Source organism: Bacillus sp. 2175 (assembly GCF_057812155.1).
This window is the reverse complement of the sequence record NZ_CM173819.1, coordinates 2,871,283-2,888,665: the sequence shown is the minus strand read 5'-3', so window position 1 is coordinate 2,888,665 and position 17,383 is coordinate 2,871,283. Positions and strand designations below refer to the sequence as shown.

Annotated in this window: 18 protein-coding genes, 1 pseudogene and 1 riboswitch; of the genes and pseudogenes, 16 read left to right on the top strand and 3 right to left on the bottom strand. The window is 32.6% G+C overall.

Going from position 1 to position 17,383, the window contains the following annotated elements; all coding sequences use genetic code 11:
- Positions 1-4 precede the first annotated feature (4 nt).
- From ACXKY9_RS15065 to ACXKY9_RS15025, 9 genes and pseudogenes are all read left to right on the top strand, one after another.
- Positions 5-919: a D-alanine--D-alanine ligase gene (locus ACXKY9_RS15065; protein WP_002132903.1), complete on the top strand. Its 915-nt coding sequence runs from the start codon at positions 5-7 to the stop codon at positions 917-919.
- Positions 920-991: 72 nt separating this feature from the next.
- Positions 992-1,097: riboswitch (TPP riboswitch) on the top strand.
- Positions 1,098-1,224: 127 nt separating this feature from the next.
- Entirely contained in the window at positions 1,225-1,914 is a 690-nt protein-coding gene (tenA, locus tag ACXKY9_RS15060) for a thiaminase II (protein ID WP_000144519.1), read from the top strand.
- Positions 1,915-2,311: 397 nt separating this feature from the next.
- A complete protein-coding gene (locus ACXKY9_RS15055) occupies positions 2,312-2,575 on the top strand; it encodes a DUF3937 family protein (protein WP_002101034.1) in 264 nt (87 codons plus the stop codon).
- Positions 2,576-3,131: 556 nt separating this feature from the next.
- The gene (locus ACXKY9_RS15050; protein WP_001071364.1) at positions 3,132-3,452 is read left to right on the top strand and encodes a heterocycloanthracin/sonorensin family bacteriocin; all 321 of its coding nucleotides are present in this window, start codon (positions 3,132-3,134) and stop codon (positions 3,450-3,452) included.
- Between the two features lie 145 nt (positions 3,453-3,597).
- Positions 3,598-3,732, top strand: a pseudogene (locus ACXKY9_RS15045) (site-specific integrase); the annotation flags it as partial.
- A 209-nt stretch (positions 3,733-3,941) separates the two neighbouring features.
- Positions 3,942-4,427: a hypothetical protein gene (locus ACXKY9_RS15040; protein ID WP_002063155.1), complete on the top strand. Its 486-nt coding sequence runs from the start codon at positions 3,942-3,944 to the stop codon at positions 4,425-4,427.
- A 309-nt stretch (positions 4,428-4,736) separates the two neighbouring features.
- Complete coding sequence (locus tag ACXKY9_RS15035; RefSeq protein WP_000736196.1) at positions 4,737-7,124, top strand: RNaseH domain-containing protein; 2,388 nt, start codon at positions 4,737-4,739, stop codon at positions 7,122-7,124.
- 207 nt (positions 7,125-7,331) lie between these two features.
- Positions 7,332-8,099 (top strand): DUF3959 family protein, encoded by a 768-nt coding sequence (locus tag ACXKY9_RS15030; protein WP_000732183.1) that lies wholly within the window; start codon positions 7,332-7,334, stop codon positions 8,097-8,099.
- Between the two features lie 139 nt (positions 8,100-8,238).
- Positions 8,239-8,655 carry a DUF3995 domain-containing protein gene (locus tag ACXKY9_RS15025; protein WP_000905575.1) on the top strand — a complete coding sequence of 139 codons (417 nt, stop codon included), beginning with the start codon at positions 8,239-8,241 and terminating at the stop codon, positions 8,653-8,655.
- A gap of 214 nt (positions 8,656-8,869) precedes the next feature.
- On the opposite strand, the gene ACXKY9_RS15020 is transcribed toward ACXKY9_RS15025, so the two are convergent.
- Positions 8,870-10,063, bottom strand: coding sequence for an IS110-like element ISBth13 family transposase (locus tag ACXKY9_RS15020; protein ID WP_000499523.1), 1,194 nt, complete (start codon positions 10,061-10,063; stop codon positions 8,870-8,872).
- 295 nt (positions 10,064-10,358) lie between these two features.
- Between ACXKY9_RS15020 and ACXKY9_RS15015 the strand changes: the two genes are divergently transcribed.
- Positions 10,359-10,562 carry a hypothetical protein gene (locus tag ACXKY9_RS15015; RefSeq protein ID WP_000878372.1) on the top strand — a complete coding sequence of 68 codons (204 nt, stop codon included), beginning with the start codon at positions 10,359-10,361 and terminating at the stop codon, positions 10,560-10,562.
- Positions 10,563-10,890: 328 nt separating this feature from the next.
- Here ACXKY9_RS15015 and ACXKY9_RS15010 read toward each other — a convergent pair whose 3' ends face one another.
- Positions 10,891-11,103, bottom strand: a complete 213-nt coding sequence (locus ACXKY9_RS15010; RefSeq protein ID WP_000416827.1) for a hypothetical protein — start codon at positions 11,101-11,103, stop codon at positions 10,891-10,893.
- Positions 11,104-11,311: 208 nt separating this feature from the next.
- Between ACXKY9_RS15010 and ACXKY9_RS15005 the strand changes: the two genes are divergently transcribed.
- From ACXKY9_RS15005 to ACXKY9_RS14980, 6 genes are all read left to right on the top strand, one after another.
- The gene (locus tag ACXKY9_RS15005) at positions 11,312-12,316 is read left to right on the top strand and encodes a DUF1835 domain-containing protein (protein WP_000565679.1); all 1,005 of its coding nucleotides are present in this window, start codon (positions 11,312-11,314) and stop codon (positions 12,314-12,316) included.
- A 145-nt stretch (positions 12,317-12,461) separates the two neighbouring features.
- Positions 12,462-12,866 (top strand): hypothetical protein, encoded by a 405-nt coding sequence (locus ACXKY9_RS15000; RefSeq protein WP_000282680.1) that lies wholly within the window; start codon positions 12,462-12,464, stop codon positions 12,864-12,866.
- A gap of 160 nt (positions 12,867-13,026) precedes the next feature.
- Positions 13,027-14,262: a cytochrome P450 family protein gene (locus ACXKY9_RS14995; RefSeq protein ID WP_000062125.1), complete on the top strand. Its 1,236-nt coding sequence runs from the start codon at positions 13,027-13,029 to the stop codon at positions 14,260-14,262.
- A 267-nt stretch (positions 14,263-14,529) separates the two neighbouring features.
- Positions 14,530-15,813, top strand: coding sequence for an MFS transporter (locus ACXKY9_RS14990; RefSeq protein WP_000106395.1), 1,284 nt, complete (start codon positions 14,530-14,532; stop codon positions 15,811-15,813).
- A complete protein-coding gene (locus tag ACXKY9_RS14985; protein ID WP_001069249.1) occupies positions 15,803-16,435 on the top strand; it encodes a Vat family streptogramin A O-acetyltransferase in 633 nt (210 codons plus the stop codon). Before ACXKY9_RS14990 ends, ACXKY9_RS14985 begins: the two co-directional genes overlap by 11 nt.
- 70 nt (positions 16,436-16,505) lie before the next feature.
- Entirely contained in the window at positions 16,506-16,661 is a 156-nt protein-coding gene (locus ACXKY9_RS14980) for a DUF1540 domain-containing protein (RefSeq protein WP_000046095.1), read from the top strand.
- 102 nt (positions 16,662-16,763) lie between these two features.
- Here the strand turns inward: ACXKY9_RS14980 and ACXKY9_RS14975 are convergent, their stop codons facing one another.
- Positions 16,764-17,261, bottom strand: a complete 498-nt coding sequence (locus tag ACXKY9_RS14975) for a PadR family transcriptional regulator (protein ID WP_000289122.1) — start codon at positions 17,259-17,261, stop codon at positions 16,764-16,766.
- Between the last annotated feature and the right edge of the window lie 122 nt (positions 17,262-17,383).

Here is a 17,383-nt window from a genome sequence, read left to right as displayed (position 1 = left end):
GAAAATGAAAATCGGTGTTATTATGGGCGGGGTATCGTCTGAAAAACAAGTTTCAATTATGACGGGGAATGAAATGATTGCTCATTTAGATAAAAATAAGTATGAAATAGTTCCAATTACATTAAATGAAAAAGTGGATTTAATTGAAAAAGCGAAAGACATTGACTTTGCGTTGCTCGCGTTACACGGAAAATACGGAGAAGATGGGACAGTTCAAGGAACACTGGAGAGTTTAGGGATTCCTTATAGCGGAAGTAATATGTTATCTAGCAGTATATGTATGGATAAAAATATTTCGAAAAAGATTTTACGTTATGAAGGTGTAGAAACACCAGATTGGATTGAACTTACAAAAATGGAGGATCTAAATCTTGATGAGTTAGATAAGTTAGGATTTCCATTAGTAGTAAAACCAAACTCTGGCGGATCGAGTGTCGGAGTGAAAATCGTTTATAATAAAAATGAATTGATCTCAATGCTAGAAACTGTATTCGAATGGGATTCTGAAGTAGTAATTGAGAAGTATATAAAAGGTGATGAAATTACATGTTCAATTCTGGATGGAAAACAGTTACCTATAGTTTCAATTCGACATGCAGCCGAGTTCTTTGACTACAATGCAAAATATGATGATACTAGTACAGTTGAGGAAGTCATCGAACTTCCAGTAGAAATTAATGAACGTGTAAATAAAGCGTCACTTGCTTGTTATAAAGCATTAAAATGTAGTGTTTATGCAAGAGTTGATATGATGGTGAAGGACGGAATTCCATATGTAATGGAAATTAATACATTACCAGGGATGACACAATCAAGTTTATTGCCAAAAAGTGCAGAAGCGGCGGGAATTAGTTATAGCGAACTATTAGATATGATTATTGAAACATCATTAAAAGTTAGAAAAGAAGAAGGGTTTTAAGGGAATTATATAACTAATTTTTTGACAGTTTCACGAAGTATGCTATGATGAATACATTATAAAAACAAAATATTTATCCACTAGGGGGGCCTTTTATAGGCTGAGATCAAATGTGATTTTGAGACTCTTAGTACCTGATCTGGTTAATGCCAGCGTAGGGAAGTGGGAAAGACGTTGCTATTTAATGAGTAAATAAATACTGTCGATTTCACTTTCTTTACGCCTGTAAAGAAAGTTTTTTTATTTTACAGCTTTAATAATTGTGGATAAATACTTATATTTTATACATTATTGGAGGGATTTAAATGACTTTTTCACAATCGTTACGTAAAGAAGTAGATTCAATTTGGGAAGCGAGTTTTAACCATCCTTTTGTAAAAAAACTTGGTGAAGGAACGTTAGATTTAGCTAGTTTTCGTTATTATGTGCTTCAAGATTCATATTATTTGAGCCATTTTGCTAGAGTACAAACTTTAGGAGCTGCGAAAGCTCTTGAATTAGAGACGACAGCTCGTATGGCACATCATGCTCAAAATACATATGAGGCAGAGTTATCTTTACATGAGAATTTTGCGAAGAAATTAGGGATAACAAAAGAAGAAAAAGATAATTTTATTCCTGCGCCAACTGCATATGCGTATACTTCACATATGTATCGTGCTGGGTATGAAGGGCATTTAGGAGATATCATTGCAGCAATTTTACCTTGCTATTGGTTGTATTATGAAATTGGCGAACGCTTAAAAGAGTGCCAGCCGGAAGAGCCAATTTATAACGAATGGATTTCTGCTTATGGATCTGATTGGTTCCGTACGCTAGTTGAAGAACAAATTACACGTTTAGATACTATCGCTGAAAAAGTAACAGAGGCAGATCGCAAACGTATGAAACAGCATTTTATTATTAGCAGTCAATATGAATATTCATTTTGGGAAATGGCTTATACATTAGAAAAGTGGCCAGTGGATACAGACGTAAAAGACGTAATTGGATAAAGAATAGAAGTAATGTTATAGCTAGGTATGGATCATACCTAGCTATATATTTTTTCTTGTCAAATTTGCGTAAAGTCATTAGTGCTACGGAAATGGCGAAATAGAATATCGATAATTTAGCTCATTTACTTGTCTACGCATTAACTGGATAAACTTCTGTCACATTTATTTTACAATCAAAGAACGTAAATGTTGGTGGTATGAAGTTAAATAAGAAAAGAAACCCGAGCTGTTAGCTGTAACGGAGTTGTTTTTTCTTTGCAGGAATTTCTAAATTATCATGGAGTGTTGTTAATACGATATGCAAATATGCATATCGTATTTTTTTGAGTTCTTTATGTGTTAAAATTAGATATAGAGATATGGAAATATAAAGAAGCAAAAGCAGGAATAACCAATGAATTTTGAGAGGTGTTATATGTTTACAAATAAGAAATTAATTCGATTTGGTTTATCGTTGTTTGTATTTTTAGGGATAATTAATTTTACAATCAGCTATTTCCAAACATATCTTGAAACAGCAGCAGATATTAAATGGGTAATTCCAGAAATTTGGAAAACTATTTTGCTAGATGTTCCTCAAGGGATACTTGTTCTTTTAGGCGCAATTGCTTTATATGATTTCACAAAAGAGGCATCAAAAAAAGACGCATCAATCTAAATGTGTCTTTTTTCAATTAGCAATTTCATATAGAGATTTGCTGGAGAAATAGAATGAAAAGCCCTAATTAGGGCTTTTTTTTGTTGGAATTTCTTAACCGTCATAGAAACCGGTCACTTGGAGGTGTTATAGCGAAAGCCATTTACAGTACAGAAAAATCTAAGCAGCAGACGGAAATATATAGGATATGGCATCATAATTGTTGAGAAATTAATTGAACTTAGTAAGTATGAAGATATGACGCTAGAATTCATATTTTTTAATTTTTATTTATCCCGCTATTTGCCGGGCAGTAAGCCCCCCACCTCAAAATTCAGCGGAAGCAAAGAAGTTAGGTAGGGGATGAACAAAACCCCACTGATTAAAGTTTCACTTTATAAAAATGAGCCCATAGTAAAAATAGGTATATGAACAAGGTGCATCATCTAGTGATAAGTCATACTTTGTTGGTGTACGTATTGAACTTAGTTTATAGCGCTATTTCTACTTAGATGTAACGAACAGGAATATAGGGAAGTATCGATGAGGTTGTATTTTATAAACGGAGGTTATGAAAATGAATCAGTTTCAACAAGAACTACAAGCGTTAAGCCTTAATGATTACCGGTCTGGAAATATTGTCTATTGGGACCAGCAAAACCAATATCCATATTACTATATTGAAGATGCTGCTCGTCGCTGTGGCGGTTGTGGTCGTTGTGGCGGTTGTGGTGGAGGTCGTTGTGGCGGCTTCCGTTGTGGTGGCTTCCGTTGTATTGGTTGCTTCGGTTGTTTTGGTTGCGGAGGCTGTGGCGGTTGTGGCGGCTGTGGTGGTTGCTCTAACTGTTTTGATGGTTTTACTGATACTACCGGTACTATTGTAACGTATGAATATTGATAACATCTATCTTGCTAGTTGCGGGCAGTAACATCCCCAAAAAAATTCAGCGAGAGCAAAGAGAAGTTAGGTGGCGGACTGCCCATAAAAGCCCGATTGGTGAGAGCTGATTAAAGTTTCACTTTATCAATTAAAAAACATTAGTTATATGTACGTGCCGACAAAGAATATAGCCATTATTAATGGATATATTCAATCATTCAAGTGAAAGAGTAACAATAAGATATATAGATGTAATCAAGATGTGATGGATAAAGCAATGACTAGATTTAAAATCTAATCATTGTTTTTTTCTTATGGTTTTATCATTAAATATCTGTCTAGTTTGGGCATTGATTCCTTCTAGCTAATGATTTTATTACAACCGTGTAAGGTTAATGTAATGTTAATCGATAGTAAAATAAGTTGCTTAAGTGTATTTTAAATAAGATTAAAAAGTACTGTTTATCTACAAAATAATAGGGTAAATACTATGTAATTAGGAAGTGTATGAATATGGTTGAACTAAAATCTATTTTCCATTCGTATAAACTAAAGAGAAAAATAGCTAAAGATTTATACGGAAAAAGAGATGAATTATCACTGTTATTAAATGAATTTAATAATATGAAATGTACAGTAACATCTGAAAAGAAGAAAAATAATATATTATCTCGTTTGCAACTAATTTATCAAAATATGAAATCGGATAAGCAGTACCCTCTAGCAGTTGCTTTTGATAGTAAATTATTGGAGCGATTAGAAAAAGAATCTGTACATACTATTGAGGATGGTGTAACATGTCTACATTTAATGTTAGATATGAATTATGAGAAGATAAAACAATATGGTTCGGGTACAAGTAGGTCATTCGTTCCATTATCGCAGTCTTCTATTTGTCTTGCTGATTGTATTTGTTTAACAGGATTTGTAGTAGGTTTACTAGGAACAATTTCATTTGGAGGATTACTGTTATCTATATGTTCAATTACATAACGCTTAATATTTGTAAAGAGAGCGCCGATTTAAGGTGTTCTTTTTTAGTTTTTTGTAAATTTTTTGTAAATGATAAGTACAATACATTATATAAATTGTATAATTTAAATGTATTAAAATATAAATATAATGAGGTGCTGTATATGATAATTACTTTTAATTGTTAAAAGAGTCGATTTGATAATGTTTTATTCAGATAAATAGTTTTTACTTTTCTTTTAAATACTTGATTTAAATGGATTAGATTAAGTAACTATTGTTCTAGCTTTTTGATAATCAAGACAACTGAAGAAAGGAAGGAATCATTTTATGAAAAAATTAAGGCTGCTAACATTTGAAAATATAGTAGAACCCCTTTTAAATGAAAAGGTATCATTTATATACTTTCCTATTGAATGGCTGGACATCGTAGAGATACATTATAAGACATTTTTATTAACGAGTAAGTTGAAACGTTTGAATGAAAGATTGTATGATATGTTTTCAGATATATTGTTTATTCAGCATAATCCGTACGTATTAAATGAAAATACACCATGGATTGTATCAAAAGAACCTATTAAACAAGAGCAGCTCGATTATATTTTTCAAAGTTGGTATGAGATTATTCATGATTGGAAGCCAAATAGATTAGTAGAACCACCAAAATATGAATGGCAATCCGATTTGATTTCTAATTTGCCAGTACTACATGATAATGAAACGTATTCTAAGTGGATACCCGCTTTAATCTCACATATTTTTTGTGAGCGTCCTATATATTTAGAAAATACAAATGAAGAAGAATTCTATTTTTCTCCTCTGAGATCACAAAATATTTGTGAGGCGATGTCAGAGCCGATAAAAGATGAAAAAACACAAGATTTTTTCTCCTATGTATATCGATTTCAATGCATAACCCGCGGTGGTGAGAACGCTCCATTATTAAATATTTCAATAGGGATTCGGAGATTTTATCAAGAATATAATCATCCAGATATTCCTTTACTTTTAAGACGGAAACGAGGCATGATATTGATTTCTACCTCAGAGTTTGCGTCAAATAATAAAAAAATACGGTTTGTAAAACTAAAAATACAACAAGCTACAACCGGTATGAAATGGATTAAAATATTTAGAAATTTAAAAGATGATTTTCAAATAGGGGGAGAGGTGGATTTAGACCATATTCTCCAATATCCGAAAGATTATATTGTAGGGGAAAATAAAAGGGTGTTATTTCCATACAATGAGAGAATTTATAAAGTTCAAGGTACTAAAATAGAACCGGGTATAAAAGTAAAGGAAAGAGAGTATTTATTTAAAGAATTTCAGCGTAAATTCTCTTATTTCACAATACTTCCAGAATGTAAAAAGGTAGCAACAAATAACAAAAATGAATTATTTCCTTTATTTGCACCAAAAGGATTAGAGACATTAACATTAGAGGTTTGGTCTGAAAATATAGTGCTGGAAATAGAACAAGCATTACTTGATAGTGAAATTATTTTGACTAAAGTTGGTGAAAATACTTACGTATTGAATACAGATTTTCCAGTGTTATTAAAGGTTGTGAGATACAATATTGAAAAGGTGTTACAAAATCCATATAAAATGCAATATTGCCAAAAATATAAAACAAATCTTGTAGATGATGTTACGAAAGCTGTCTATGCTACCGCGGGCGAGCGCAGTGATGCGACATTAGCATTAATCGCATTGAAAAATTGTGATGGACGAGAAAAAATTGATCCAAAACAAATCATTAGAGAGGGATTTGCACGAGCAAACCGTATTTCAACATTTATTAATTTATTTATAGGCCAAAGTGTATCGCGTAAAACAATTGTAAATAGTGTTTTTAGTTTATTAGAGCAAAAAGGATTTTTGAAGCGTAGTTGGAATAAGATAAATTTACCTTGTATATATGTTAATTTATCAATTGAACGAATATCGAAATTTGATTTCTTACCTATTCTTTCAAAAATAAAAGGAAAAGAAATTTTATATAAATTATATGGGAATACAGAATGGCAAACGATTGATTACGTATTATTAAATATAAATAAACATAATGCATTTTTACCACAACCATCAAAGAGAAATGATATGGGAGCTCTTTTTAAACAATATGTTTCCGAAACATTAATGGAAATTGTACAATATGCAAAAGAACAAAATGAACAAGTTTACTTCATTGTAGATGCAAATTTGAGAAGGTATTGGATAAAAAAGTTACAAAATAAAGAAATTAATACAGATATTTTACCTGATATTGTTCCAGAGGTGTTAAAGGTTCCAAATTTAAATATTATTAGAATAAATACAGGTTTTGATGTACCAAGTTACGGTGTAATAGAATGTGATGATGCTCTAGATAGCATTGGCTTATATGCAGATCAAAAAGGGATGTATTATAGCACTGGTGAATATTCACTTAATTGTAGTGGGATTTTTCAGCGATATATACTTGAAATTCTACCATTAGGTGTAAAACCTGTAGAAAGGGATTATATCGCTAAAATGATACATTACATGTGCTGTAATTCTAGTATGCTTTCGAAAAAGAATGTACACATGACATATTCCATGCATATGGAAAAGGTAATAAAGAGTTATATTACTGACATAGATGCAAGAGAGTTTAAAGAATTTGATGATGAATTGGATGTAGATGTAGTAAAAGTAGAAAAGAAAGATTCAATTATTCTACTTTAAATACTAGTAAACAAATCCTGCTCGTTATATCGATCAGGATTTGTCATTTTTTCATGTAAATAAGGATATCCTTTGTCAAGTATCTTTTCGTTTACATATTTACTTTATGTGCAGACAGGATTAATATGTTTTTTAGAAATACAAAAACTATTTCATATGGAAAAACGATTTTTATTAATTGAAAAAATTTGAAAGGAATGGGGAATTGTGAAGAAATTAGATGTGCTCTTAATGCTACTGAGCGGCCTCTTTCCAATTGCAGGACTTACAAAGCAAATCCCTCTAGAACAATCTATATATATTGGAGGGCTTTTATTTTTTACTAGTTTCGGTAGTTATTTTGCTAAAAAGATGTATTCACGTATATGCAGTTGGATAGCGTATGCGCCATTTATAACATTACTGTTAGTTATTTGGCATCAAGATATTTCAACAAGCTCAATCATAGCAAATGCGAAAATTGCTGCATGTGTCGCGTTAATTCCATGTTTATTCCGTTTTCGTACATATGGACTTACTTTGGGCTTATTCTCATTATGGGCCGCTTTACTATGGGATATAAAAGAAGTACAGTCGTTAGTCATACTTGAACGCATAACGAGTTTAATGACAAGCCATTATGTATATATATTACTATTAATTGGAGGACTTGTAATAGGAGGATTACTTGCGATGTTCATTCACCGCAAAGAGAAAGATAATAATAAAGAAAATATAAATCTACTTGGACCAAAAAAGAAACGCAAAAGATTATCATTTAAGATTCGTCTTCCAAGATTACCGAAATTAAAGATGAAACTATTTAAGTTTGGTGGGAAAGAATCTAAAAGTAAAATGCCAGAAAAAATCCATGAATATAAGTACGAAGAACCAGTTGCAACGTATGAAATGACAGAGAAAATAGATCCATACAAAGAAAATGCAGTTCAAGGTCAAACAAGGATGGAACGCCGAAGAAATAGGTATAATGCATAATGAAGTTTAATAACCCCGTAATGACTTATCTTAATATTGATAAATCATTACGGTTTTTTTATGTAATAAAATGAAGGTTGCTATTGCGGAGGGGAATAGCATATTTTATAGATAGGAACTAAAATAAGGGGAGGATAAAATGCTTATCATTACATATATATCTGCTTGCATATTATTCTTAGTTAGCTTTTTACATGTATATTGGGCTTTCGGAGGTAATTGGGGGACAAATAGTGTTATTCCAACTAAATCAGGGGAAAAGGCGTTTACACCTCGCGCCCGAATGACATTGTTCATTGCATTATTATTAAGTATGGCAGCAATAATTTTGTTGCAACAAGCAAATATTGTTCATTTTGCAGTTCCTAATGTTATTATTCAAGTCGGTTCCTGGATTTGTATGATTGTCTTTTCTATTAGAGTGATTGGTGAGTTTAACTATTTTGGTATCTTTAAACGACAAAAAGATACGCACTTTGCAAGAATGGATACCGGTTTATATATTCCACTTTGTGCATTTTTATCTTTATCTTTCCTATTAGCGATAATTTTGTGAGTGAATAATAGTAGTTTCTTTTCTCAACATATATGTAAACGTGAGAAATCTAAGAGTAAATAAAAAGGATGTAAGCGCCTTCTTGTCGAAATGTAAATTATTATGAAAGACCAACTATGAGAAGTCAAGGGGAGTTTTTTATATAAATAGGGGGTGTTTTTCTAAAAAAGGGCGTGCCAAATAAACCTAAGGATTTTCAAAAAAAATGAAAAGGTCATGTTTCTGTTGTGTGAGGTGGTACTTCATAAGGCTTATTGCTTTTAAGAATGGCATAGATAATGTAACACAGCTTTCTAGCTACCGCCCCTATACAAACATAGTAGTGCTTTCCTTGCTTTCGTTTCTTTTCATAAAAAGCTTTTAATACAGGGTCATGTTTATGCGCTGTAATAGCCGCTTGGAATAAGGCTCTACGCAAATGAGAAGAACCACGTTTGGATATAGACGTACCTGAGGCTTCAAATTGTCCAGATTGGGACACAGAGGCATCAATGCCTGCGTAAGCGACAAGTTTAGATGGTTTGTCAAAGCGGTGAATATCCCCAATTTCACTTAGTATAGTGGCTCCTAAAATGGGCCCAACACCAGGTATTGTCATGATAGGAGTATCTAAATCAATTAAAAGTTGTGACATTTCTTCTTCACATTCTTTGATTTGATCTTCGATAAAACGAATTTGTTCCATCAACATTTTTAGTTGGAAGGAAAAAGCGTCTTTACAGAAGGTAACACCAAACGAATTAGAGGCTAATTCCATTAGCTTGTTGGCTGTTTTCTTCCCCAGTCGATTACGACTGGTTTGCTCAATTATTTGTGTTAAATCATCAATAGATATCTGTTCATAGTCACTAGGAGAGGCATATTCAAGTAAGATTTGCGAAGAAGTTTTACCAAAAACATCCGAAAAGATGCTTTGGTACTCTGGGAAAGTCTGATCTAATACGACAAGAGCTTTTCGTTTTAAATCACTCATATTACTTACAAGCGCATTACGAAAGCGGCTCATTTGTTTTAGAGCGAACATTTTCTCGTCCACAAGTGGGGTTTCAACAAAACGGCCGAATCGAATGATATCGGCAATCATAGTGGCATCAATGGCGTCTGTTTTTCGCTTTCTAATTTCTGTTCCTTTTCGCCAAGCATTGGTTTGAATTGGATTTAATACAACGACTGAGAAGCCATGATCAAGTAGAAAAGAATAAACGGCTAACCAATAATGTCCTGTTGCCTCCATTCCAATCAGTATTTCTGTAGGAGACTCAATATATTGGTACATCCAATTTAACAGTGCTTGTCCGCCTTCTTTATGATTCTGAAAGGGAAATGGCTTAGTAATAGGTTTTCCAGTTTGGTCGATAATGGACGCATAATGTTTATGTTTAGCGATATCAATACCTAAATAGAACATAGCTTACACCCCTATTTTAATCAGTGTTAGATAGTGTTGTCCTCCTCTGAACTAATAAGCGCTACTACCTCGTAAGAGATACGAAGAATGACCAATGGTCATCAACATCCAACTCATTCGTAAACTACTTATTAGACAGAGGTACCATTCTTTCAACCGAATACAAAGATTCAAGGAGGTGGTCGGCAACACTCTATCTACAAATATAAGTATCTCATATAACTAGATACTCACGGGTTTATAGGTAAATCCCTTTCCTAAAAAACCTAACTTTATCATACGAGGCGGTGACACTATGAAGTATGTAAAAGTTAGTATGAATGGTGGAAGTGAACATAAATTCTCAATGACTTTAGATCGGTTTAAAGAACTTATTACTACAGAGAATGGGATATTAGAAAATAAATTAGTATGTATTGAAAATGTAATGATTAATCCTACTAATATATCTTCTGTAGTTGAAAAAATTGGTGTACCGGCTAAGTTTATGGAAGCTTAAAATGTTAGATAAAAAACATCCATTAGGGATGTTTTTTAATTTATAAATATGATAATCGTACAGTAAATATTTGAGTAGATTTTATAGCAATGACTATGCATATATTAAGTACCTGAACATGGTTCTTAATACATGCACGAAATAATAAGTACAAGCATATATTATATAGTAGGACAAGATCTTCGTGTCCTACTTAATACTCAGAAAAAACCTCTAATCACATAAGAGCATCCAATTGCAGGGTGCTCTTATTTTTTATGAAAATCTACTACGAGTCTTATTTTATAGTAGGATGCAATAATAAAGGGCTATTTTGAAATAGTGTTCTTTAGTCTTTAATGTTAAATTTATCTTTAACGTTAATAAATATTAAAAATAATATGATAGCAGAAATTAAGTTAGATAAGTAGAAATTTTGATGAAACAGTAGTTCGAAGATGACATAGAAAGTAACGAATAAGGCAATAGCAGGTAGTATGCAAATAAATATAAATCTCCAATTTTTTAAGTAATGTTTATAATTAGTAAGTACTTTCTCCATAAATATAGCTCCTATATTTTTGTTTTTATATAATTATACATTTAGATACAAAGATTTTCAAAGTAAAATATTTAGCAATTCAAAAATATAAGGAGAGCTTTTGTTGAAAATCCAGATTGCTGTAGCAATCTGGATTTGACTTTAAAGAACTATACTAAAATGATACACTATAATCTACGTTATTTTTGAAATGAATAGAGGGATTTGTGTGATAGATAAAATTAAAAATGCTGTAGAGGATATGTACGAAGATGAGGCTAAAGATTTACTTCAAAGTATTCTCATACAGTTAAACTTATTAGAAGAAAACTATAGTGAAGATACAATTAAAAATTTGATGGATATTCCGAAACAATTAACGAGTAATCCTACTTATAAAGGGAATGTAAAAGAAAGTACGCACGTACATATTGCTTTTGATGATTCAACGGCTGGTTGCTTAAAATATATGTTAAGTCAAGAAGAATTATTTGAAGAGAGTGTTGTTGCTTTTTCGGAATTCTTTTCAATTGGACCGATATATAGGTTGCATACGAATGAGGGGCAACTAGTAAGACAGAAGTGGTTAATAAATAACTTAACTGCTTATGATAGTTATTTTGAAGAAGAATATTTATCAAGATTTATAGCAACTATAGAAGAACTACATACTATTCCTGTTGAAACGCCTATTACAATTTGGAAGGCTGATAATGCACATGAACATGTAGGCCTAAGTTTTGTAATGGCACAATTAAAGGATAAGAAAAACATTCGAGTTATTAATACGTCTGAAGCAAGTAGAGAAATATTAAAACAAGAGTATGATATTCGTGGAACGGGAGAATTACCACCTGAAAGTTTAGCTCTATTCCAAAAAAGTTTTATAAAGCTACCTTATTTAACTGAAGAGAAGCGCATGAAGTTTGAAAATGAGTGGGATAGATTATCGGAAAGCATAGAATGTTTAAGAGTTTGGAAAGAAAATGAAGTGCATTCTGTACAGGAAGATTATTTTGATCAATTTATAATTGAATGCGCGAAAAGTGTGGGTGCTGATCGAGAGTTCCTTAAAGCTCCTAGAGTAATTGGTGAAGCACTTGGTCTTGTTGAACAGTTAGTTGGAGATACTTTCTTAGAATATCGCTTGAAACAATTAATTAAACAAGAAGTATTTGAATTTGAAGGTTCGTTAGATGAAATGCGTTTTTATAGTGTGAAGTTAAGGAAATAATAAACACATTCTATTTTTGAAAGGCTCGTATTTTTAATAATACGAGCTTTTTAAGTTGAATTTGGGCTATACATAAGCTTCCCAGAGAGGGCATATCACATATGAATGGTAAAGGTAATGAATGAAAAGAAGGTGATTTGTTAATATGTATAACCAACAAAATTATCCATATGATCAAGCGATGTATTATAATCCACATGACTACGGGTATGAACCTACAAATGAAGTGAGAGATATTGAACAAGAAGATTACAGACCAGATGATGCAGAAGATGCTCCAACGTCACCACCTCCGTCACAAGCGCCGTCGTTACCGTCTACATTTGCTTCTCCAGCACAACCAGGTAATATGAAATCATGGATGTGTAACTGTCTAGGAAGATGGGGCTATTTACGCTTACATCGTCCTGGTCCTTTCGGAAGAGATTTATGGTTCTTCCCGACTGAAGTGAGAAGAAATGGAGTGTCAGGTTACACGTGGCAAGGTGGTCGTCGTCGTAAAGTAAGTTATCGCTATCAACAAATTAGTAATTTTATGTGCTTCGCATAAAGAGAAGTGGGAGAGTGAAACGATTTTACTCTCTCACTTTTTTATTTTTCAATATACGAAGTAAGATTTTGATTAAAAATTTACAATTTTCACGTTTTTATTAGAGTATAATGCATATGTTGGGTTGATTTTCAAAAACAAATGAGAGTGAGGGAATACAATGTCAATGAAAAACAAAGTTGGGTTAAGCATAGAGGATGGCATTAATTTAGCTTCAGCTCAGTTTAAAGAAGATGCGTATGAAATTTATAAAGAATCGCGAAAAAAACAACCTATATTATTTGTAAACCAAGTTGAAATCGGTAAAGAATGGCTCATTACTAGATATGAAGATGCTCTGCCACTTTTAAAAGATAATCGTTTAAAAAAAGATTGGACAAATGTGTTTTCTCAAGATATAAAGAACATGTATCTTTCCGTTGATAATAGTGACCACTTAACAACACATATGCTAAATTCAGATCCACCTAACCACAGTCGTTTACGATCTTTAGTTCAAAAAGCTTTTACACCGAAGATGATTGCACAATTAGACAAAAGAATTGAGAAAATAGCAGATGATTTGATAAGTGATATAGAGCGAAAAGGTACATTAAATCTTGTGGATGATTATTCATTTCCATTACCGATTATTGTAATAAGTGAGATGCTCGGTATTCCAAAAGAAGATCAAGCGAAATTTAGAATTTGGTCTCATGCTGTTATTGCATCACCAGAAACACCTGAAGAAATAAAAGAGACCGAAAAACAACTATCTGAGTTTATTACATATCTTCAATATTTAGTTGATATTAAACGAAAAGAGCCAAAAGAAGACTTAGTGAGTGCTTTAATACTTGCAGAGAGTGAAGGGCATAAACTTAGCGCTCGGGAACTATATTCAATGATAATGCTATTAATTGTAGCAGGACACGAGACGACAGTGAATTTAATTACAAATACGGTATTAGCACTTCTTGAAAATCCAAATCAATTACAGTTATTAAAAGATAATCCAAAACTAATTGATTCGGCTATTGAGGAAGGATTGCGTTATTATTCTCCAGTTGAGGTTACAACTGCAAGATGGGCAGCGGAACCTTTTCAAATTCACGACCGAACAATCGAAAAAGGAGATATGGTTGTCATTGCCTTAGCTTCTGCAAATCGTGATGAAACTGTATTTGAAAACCCAGAAGTATTCGATATTACTCGGGAAAATAATCGTCATATTGCCTTTGGTCATGGTAGCCATTTCTGTTTAGGCGCTCCACTTGCGAGGTTAGAAGCAAAGATTGCTATTACTACTTTGTTTAATCGAATGCCTGAACTACAAATAAAAGGGAATCGTGAAGAAATTAAATGGCAAGGTAACTATTTAATGCGTTCTTTAGAGGAATTGCCTTTAACTTTCTAGAATAGTTAAAAGGAGACATGCATACATCGAAAATGATTTACATAGAGTATGTATGTGTTATTTAAATTCGAAACGGAAGGGTGAAAACATCCCAATGATCAACTAATTCTATTTGTAAGAGATCTTCGTTAAAAAACGAAATATTCTTCTGAATAGGGTTAGTCTGTACATTTATAGAAAAGGGATGTATTTCGCTCTGCGAATATATAGTCTTTTTATATGATTTGTGCTGCCTCCTGTTCAGAACATGAAATAGGAGGCTTTTTTATGTCGACAAATGTAGTAACGAAACAAAACAATGGGGTATCACAAGTATTAAAAAATCGGTTTGTTCAAGGGATTTTAGCATCAGCATTATTTTTACAAATAGGAATATGGGTTCGAAACTTTGCGGTATTACTATATGTAATGGAAATGACAAAAGGTGATGCTTTTGCTATTTCGATGATTTCAGTTGCTGAATTCGCTCCAATTTTTATTTTTTCATTTATTGGCGGTACTTTTGCTGATAGGTGGAAGCCAAAGAAGACAATGATATGGTGTGAAACGTTAAGTTCCATTTCAGTATTCGCTGTATTAATTACGCTTATGTTTGGAACGTGGAAAATTGTGTTTTTTGTGACACTCATCTCTGCAATCCTTTCACAGTTTTCACAACCATCTGGAATGAAGTTGTTTAAACAACATTTATCAACGGAACAAATTCAATTAGCAATGTCTATATATCAAACGATATTTGCAATATTTATGGTATTAGGACCAATACTAGGGACATTTATCTTTCATAGTTTTGGAATTTATATTTCAATCATCATAACAGGTATTTCGTTTTTACTTGCGGCAGTTGTATTGTTATTCCTTCCGAAAGATCTTGAAAACGACGTAGAAAAGAAGGATATCACTCTGTTGCAGGAGATGAAGGATGGTATTAAGTATGTCAAAAAGAAAAAAGCATTAACTTTGCTAGGGCTTTGTTTTATGGCTGCAGGACTAGGTATAGGATTAATTCAGCCATTAGGTATATTTATTGTGACTGAGCAGTTAGGATTATCAAAAGAGAGTTTACAGTGGCTACTAACAGTAAATGGTGCGGGAATGATTGTTGGCGGAGCATTAGCAATGGTATTTGCGAAAAACGTTGCTCCGCAAAAGATGTTAATTATCGGTATGCTTGGTCAAGCAATTGGTATTGGCATTATAGGATATTCTACAAATTTATGGGTGACACTTACAGCGCAGCTTTTTAGTGGTTTAGCTCTTCCTTGTATCCAAATTGGTATTAATACGCTTATTATTCAAAATAGCGATACCGATTTTATAGGTCGTGTAAATGGTATTTTAAGTCCGCTTTTTACCGGTTCAATGGTAGTAACGATGAGTATAGCTGGCTCATTAAAAGAGATGTTTTCATTAAGTATGATGTATGAAGGGACGGCTTTACTTTTTATAATTGGATTATTGTTTATTTTACCTATATACAATTTAAAGCCAGTAATAGCGGTAGAAAGTGAAATAAGTGGTAAAGGAAGTGCTATACAAAATGAATCCTAATCCAAATGTTAAATACCCTATTGAAGGCAATCAAAACGTTCAATTTATAAAAAATATAATAACAAAACCTAATATACTTGTTGGTGACTATTCTTATTATGATGCGAAAGATGGAGAAACATTTGAAGATCGAGTATTACATCATTATGAATTTCTTGGAGATCGCCTTACTATTGGAAAGTTTTGTTGTATTGCATCTGGAGTTAACTTTATTATGAACGGAGCCAATCATCGGATGGATGGATTTTCGGCATATCCATTTAATATATTTGGAAATGGGTGGGAGAAGTATACACCTAGTTTGTCTGATTTACCTTATAAAGGTGATACAGTTATAGGAAATGACGTTTGGATTGGTATGGATACAACAATTATGCCCGGAATAAAAATAGGGGATGGTGCAATCATTGCAGCTAAATCTGTTGTGACTAGAGACGTCGCACCATATACAATTGTTGGTGGAAACCCTGCAAATAAAATAAAAGAGAGATTTTCAAATGAAATAATTCAAGAATTATTGCAAATTCAATGGTGGCATTTTGATATTGAAAAAATAACTGGAAATATTGATGCTATTGTACGCGGAGATATTGAACCATTAAGAAAGCTAAAAAGGGAATGAAAAATGGATGACAAATAGTATCATACCTCCGAATTTTGTTAATGATAATAGAACAAGGAGGTGTGATACTATGGCACAAGACGTTTTATGTGAAGTAAACAACTGTAAATTTTGGGCGAACGGTAATAAATGTAGTGCAGAGGCAATTTACGTAGTAAGTCATAAAGGTAAACATGCATCTACAACGGAAGAAACAGATTGCAAAACATTTGATCCAGAAGTGTAAATTCTTTAAGGGTAGCCAAATCGTGGTTGCCCTTTTATTAATGATAGTATTGATAATAAATATCATTTTCATTCATTAATTTTAGCTTTTTTTGTTATTTTTTCATATTTTCTTCATAAGTGATGTAATCCAACTCAATTCATGTTCAATTCGTGATTTACTAAATTCAATGACTTCAGTAATAAAGGCTGAGGTAACCTCTAGAGACTGAATAGCGGTAAGTTGACTATGTAGTACGTTTTGACGTACAGTCAAAATCTCTTTTCTAGCTTCATATTCAAGTTTTTCAAATAGCGCGATACGAACAAGAAATTCTGCATTATTTGTCGCAAGTTTTTCGGGAAACTCTCGTAACATTTCAGAAAAAATTTCTTCTCCTGTTTCTGTTATATCGTACATATTTCGGTTTGGTTTTCCAACTTGTTTATGTATTTTTTTCGTTATAGCACCCATATTTTCAAAGCGCCGAAGGGCAGGGTAAAGCATGTTGTGATTTAATTCAAAATTCTCACCTAAACGATTTTGAACATTTTTTTTGATTTCATATCCATGTTTTGGTCCGGTCGTTAATTCTGCTAGTAGTAAAATATCAACGTACATAAAAATCCCCCTTATATATTTCTCAAGTTCTCTAATGAAAAATCCCCTTTAGTATATGTTAAAATAACATATGATAGTTTATACAACTTTGAACTGCCGACCTATCACTTTTATTGTAAAAG

Excerpts from the sequence above, each read along its gene's own strand:
- ACXKY9_RS15015 (WP_000878372.1), top strand. The coding sequence starts at position 10,359 with ATGAAGTATGTAAAAGTTAGTATGAATGGTGGAAGTGAACATAAATTC.
- ACXKY9_RS15040 (WP_002063155.1), top strand. The coding sequence starts at position 3,942 with ATGAATATGGTTGAACTAAAATCTATTTTCCATTCGTATAAACTAAAG.
- ACXKY9_RS14975 (WP_000289122.1), bottom strand. The coding sequence starts at position 17,261 with ATGTACGTTGATATTTTACTACTAGCAGAATTAACGACCGGACCAAAA.
- ACXKY9_RS15055 (WP_002101034.1), top strand. The coding sequence starts at position 2,312 with ATGAATTTTGAGAGGTGTTATATGTTTACAAATAAGAAATTAATTCGA.
- ACXKY9_RS14980 (WP_000046095.1), top strand. The coding sequence starts at position 16,506 with ATGGCACAAGACGTTTTATGTGAAGTAAACAACTGTAAATTTTGGGCG.
- ACXKY9_RS15000 (WP_000282680.1), top strand. The coding sequence starts at position 12,462 with ATGTATAACCAACAAAATTATCCATATGATCAAGCGATGTATTATAAT.
- ACXKY9_RS15035 (WP_000736196.1), top strand. The coding sequence starts at position 4,737 with ATGAAAAAATTAAGGCTGCTAACATTTGAAAATATAGTAGAACCCCTT.
- ACXKY9_RS15050 (WP_001071364.1), top strand. The coding sequence starts at position 3,132 with ATGAATCAGTTTCAACAAGAACTACAAGCGTTAAGCCTTAATGATTAC.
- ACXKY9_RS15065 (WP_002132903.1), top strand. The coding sequence starts at position 5 with ATGAAAATCGGTGTTATTATGGGCGGGGTATCGTCTGAAAAACAAGTT.
- tenA (WP_000144519.1), top strand. The coding sequence starts at position 1,225 with ATGACTTTTTCACAATCGTTACGTAAAGAAGTAGATTCAATTTGGGAA.
- ACXKY9_RS14990 (WP_000106395.1), top strand. The coding sequence starts at position 14,530 with ATGTCGACAAATGTAGTAACGAAACAAAACAATGGGGTATCACAAGTA.
- ACXKY9_RS15010 (WP_000416827.1), bottom strand. The coding sequence starts at position 11,103 with ATGGAGAAAGTACTTACTAATTATAAACATTACTTAAAAAATTGGAGA.
- ACXKY9_RS15025 (WP_000905575.1), top strand. The coding sequence starts at position 8,239 with ATGCTTATCATTACATATATATCTGCTTGCATATTATTCTTAGTTAGC.
- ACXKY9_RS15020 (WP_000499523.1), bottom strand. The coding sequence starts at position 10,063 with ATGTTCTATTTAGGTATTGATATCGCTAAACATAAACATTATGCGTCC.
- ACXKY9_RS14985 (WP_001069249.1), top strand. The coding sequence starts at position 15,803 with ATGAATCCTAATCCAAATGTTAAATACCCTATTGAAGGCAATCAAAAC.
- ACXKY9_RS14995 (WP_000062125.1), top strand. The coding sequence starts at position 13,027 with ATGTCAATGAAAAACAAAGTTGGGTTAAGCATAGAGGATGGCATTAAT.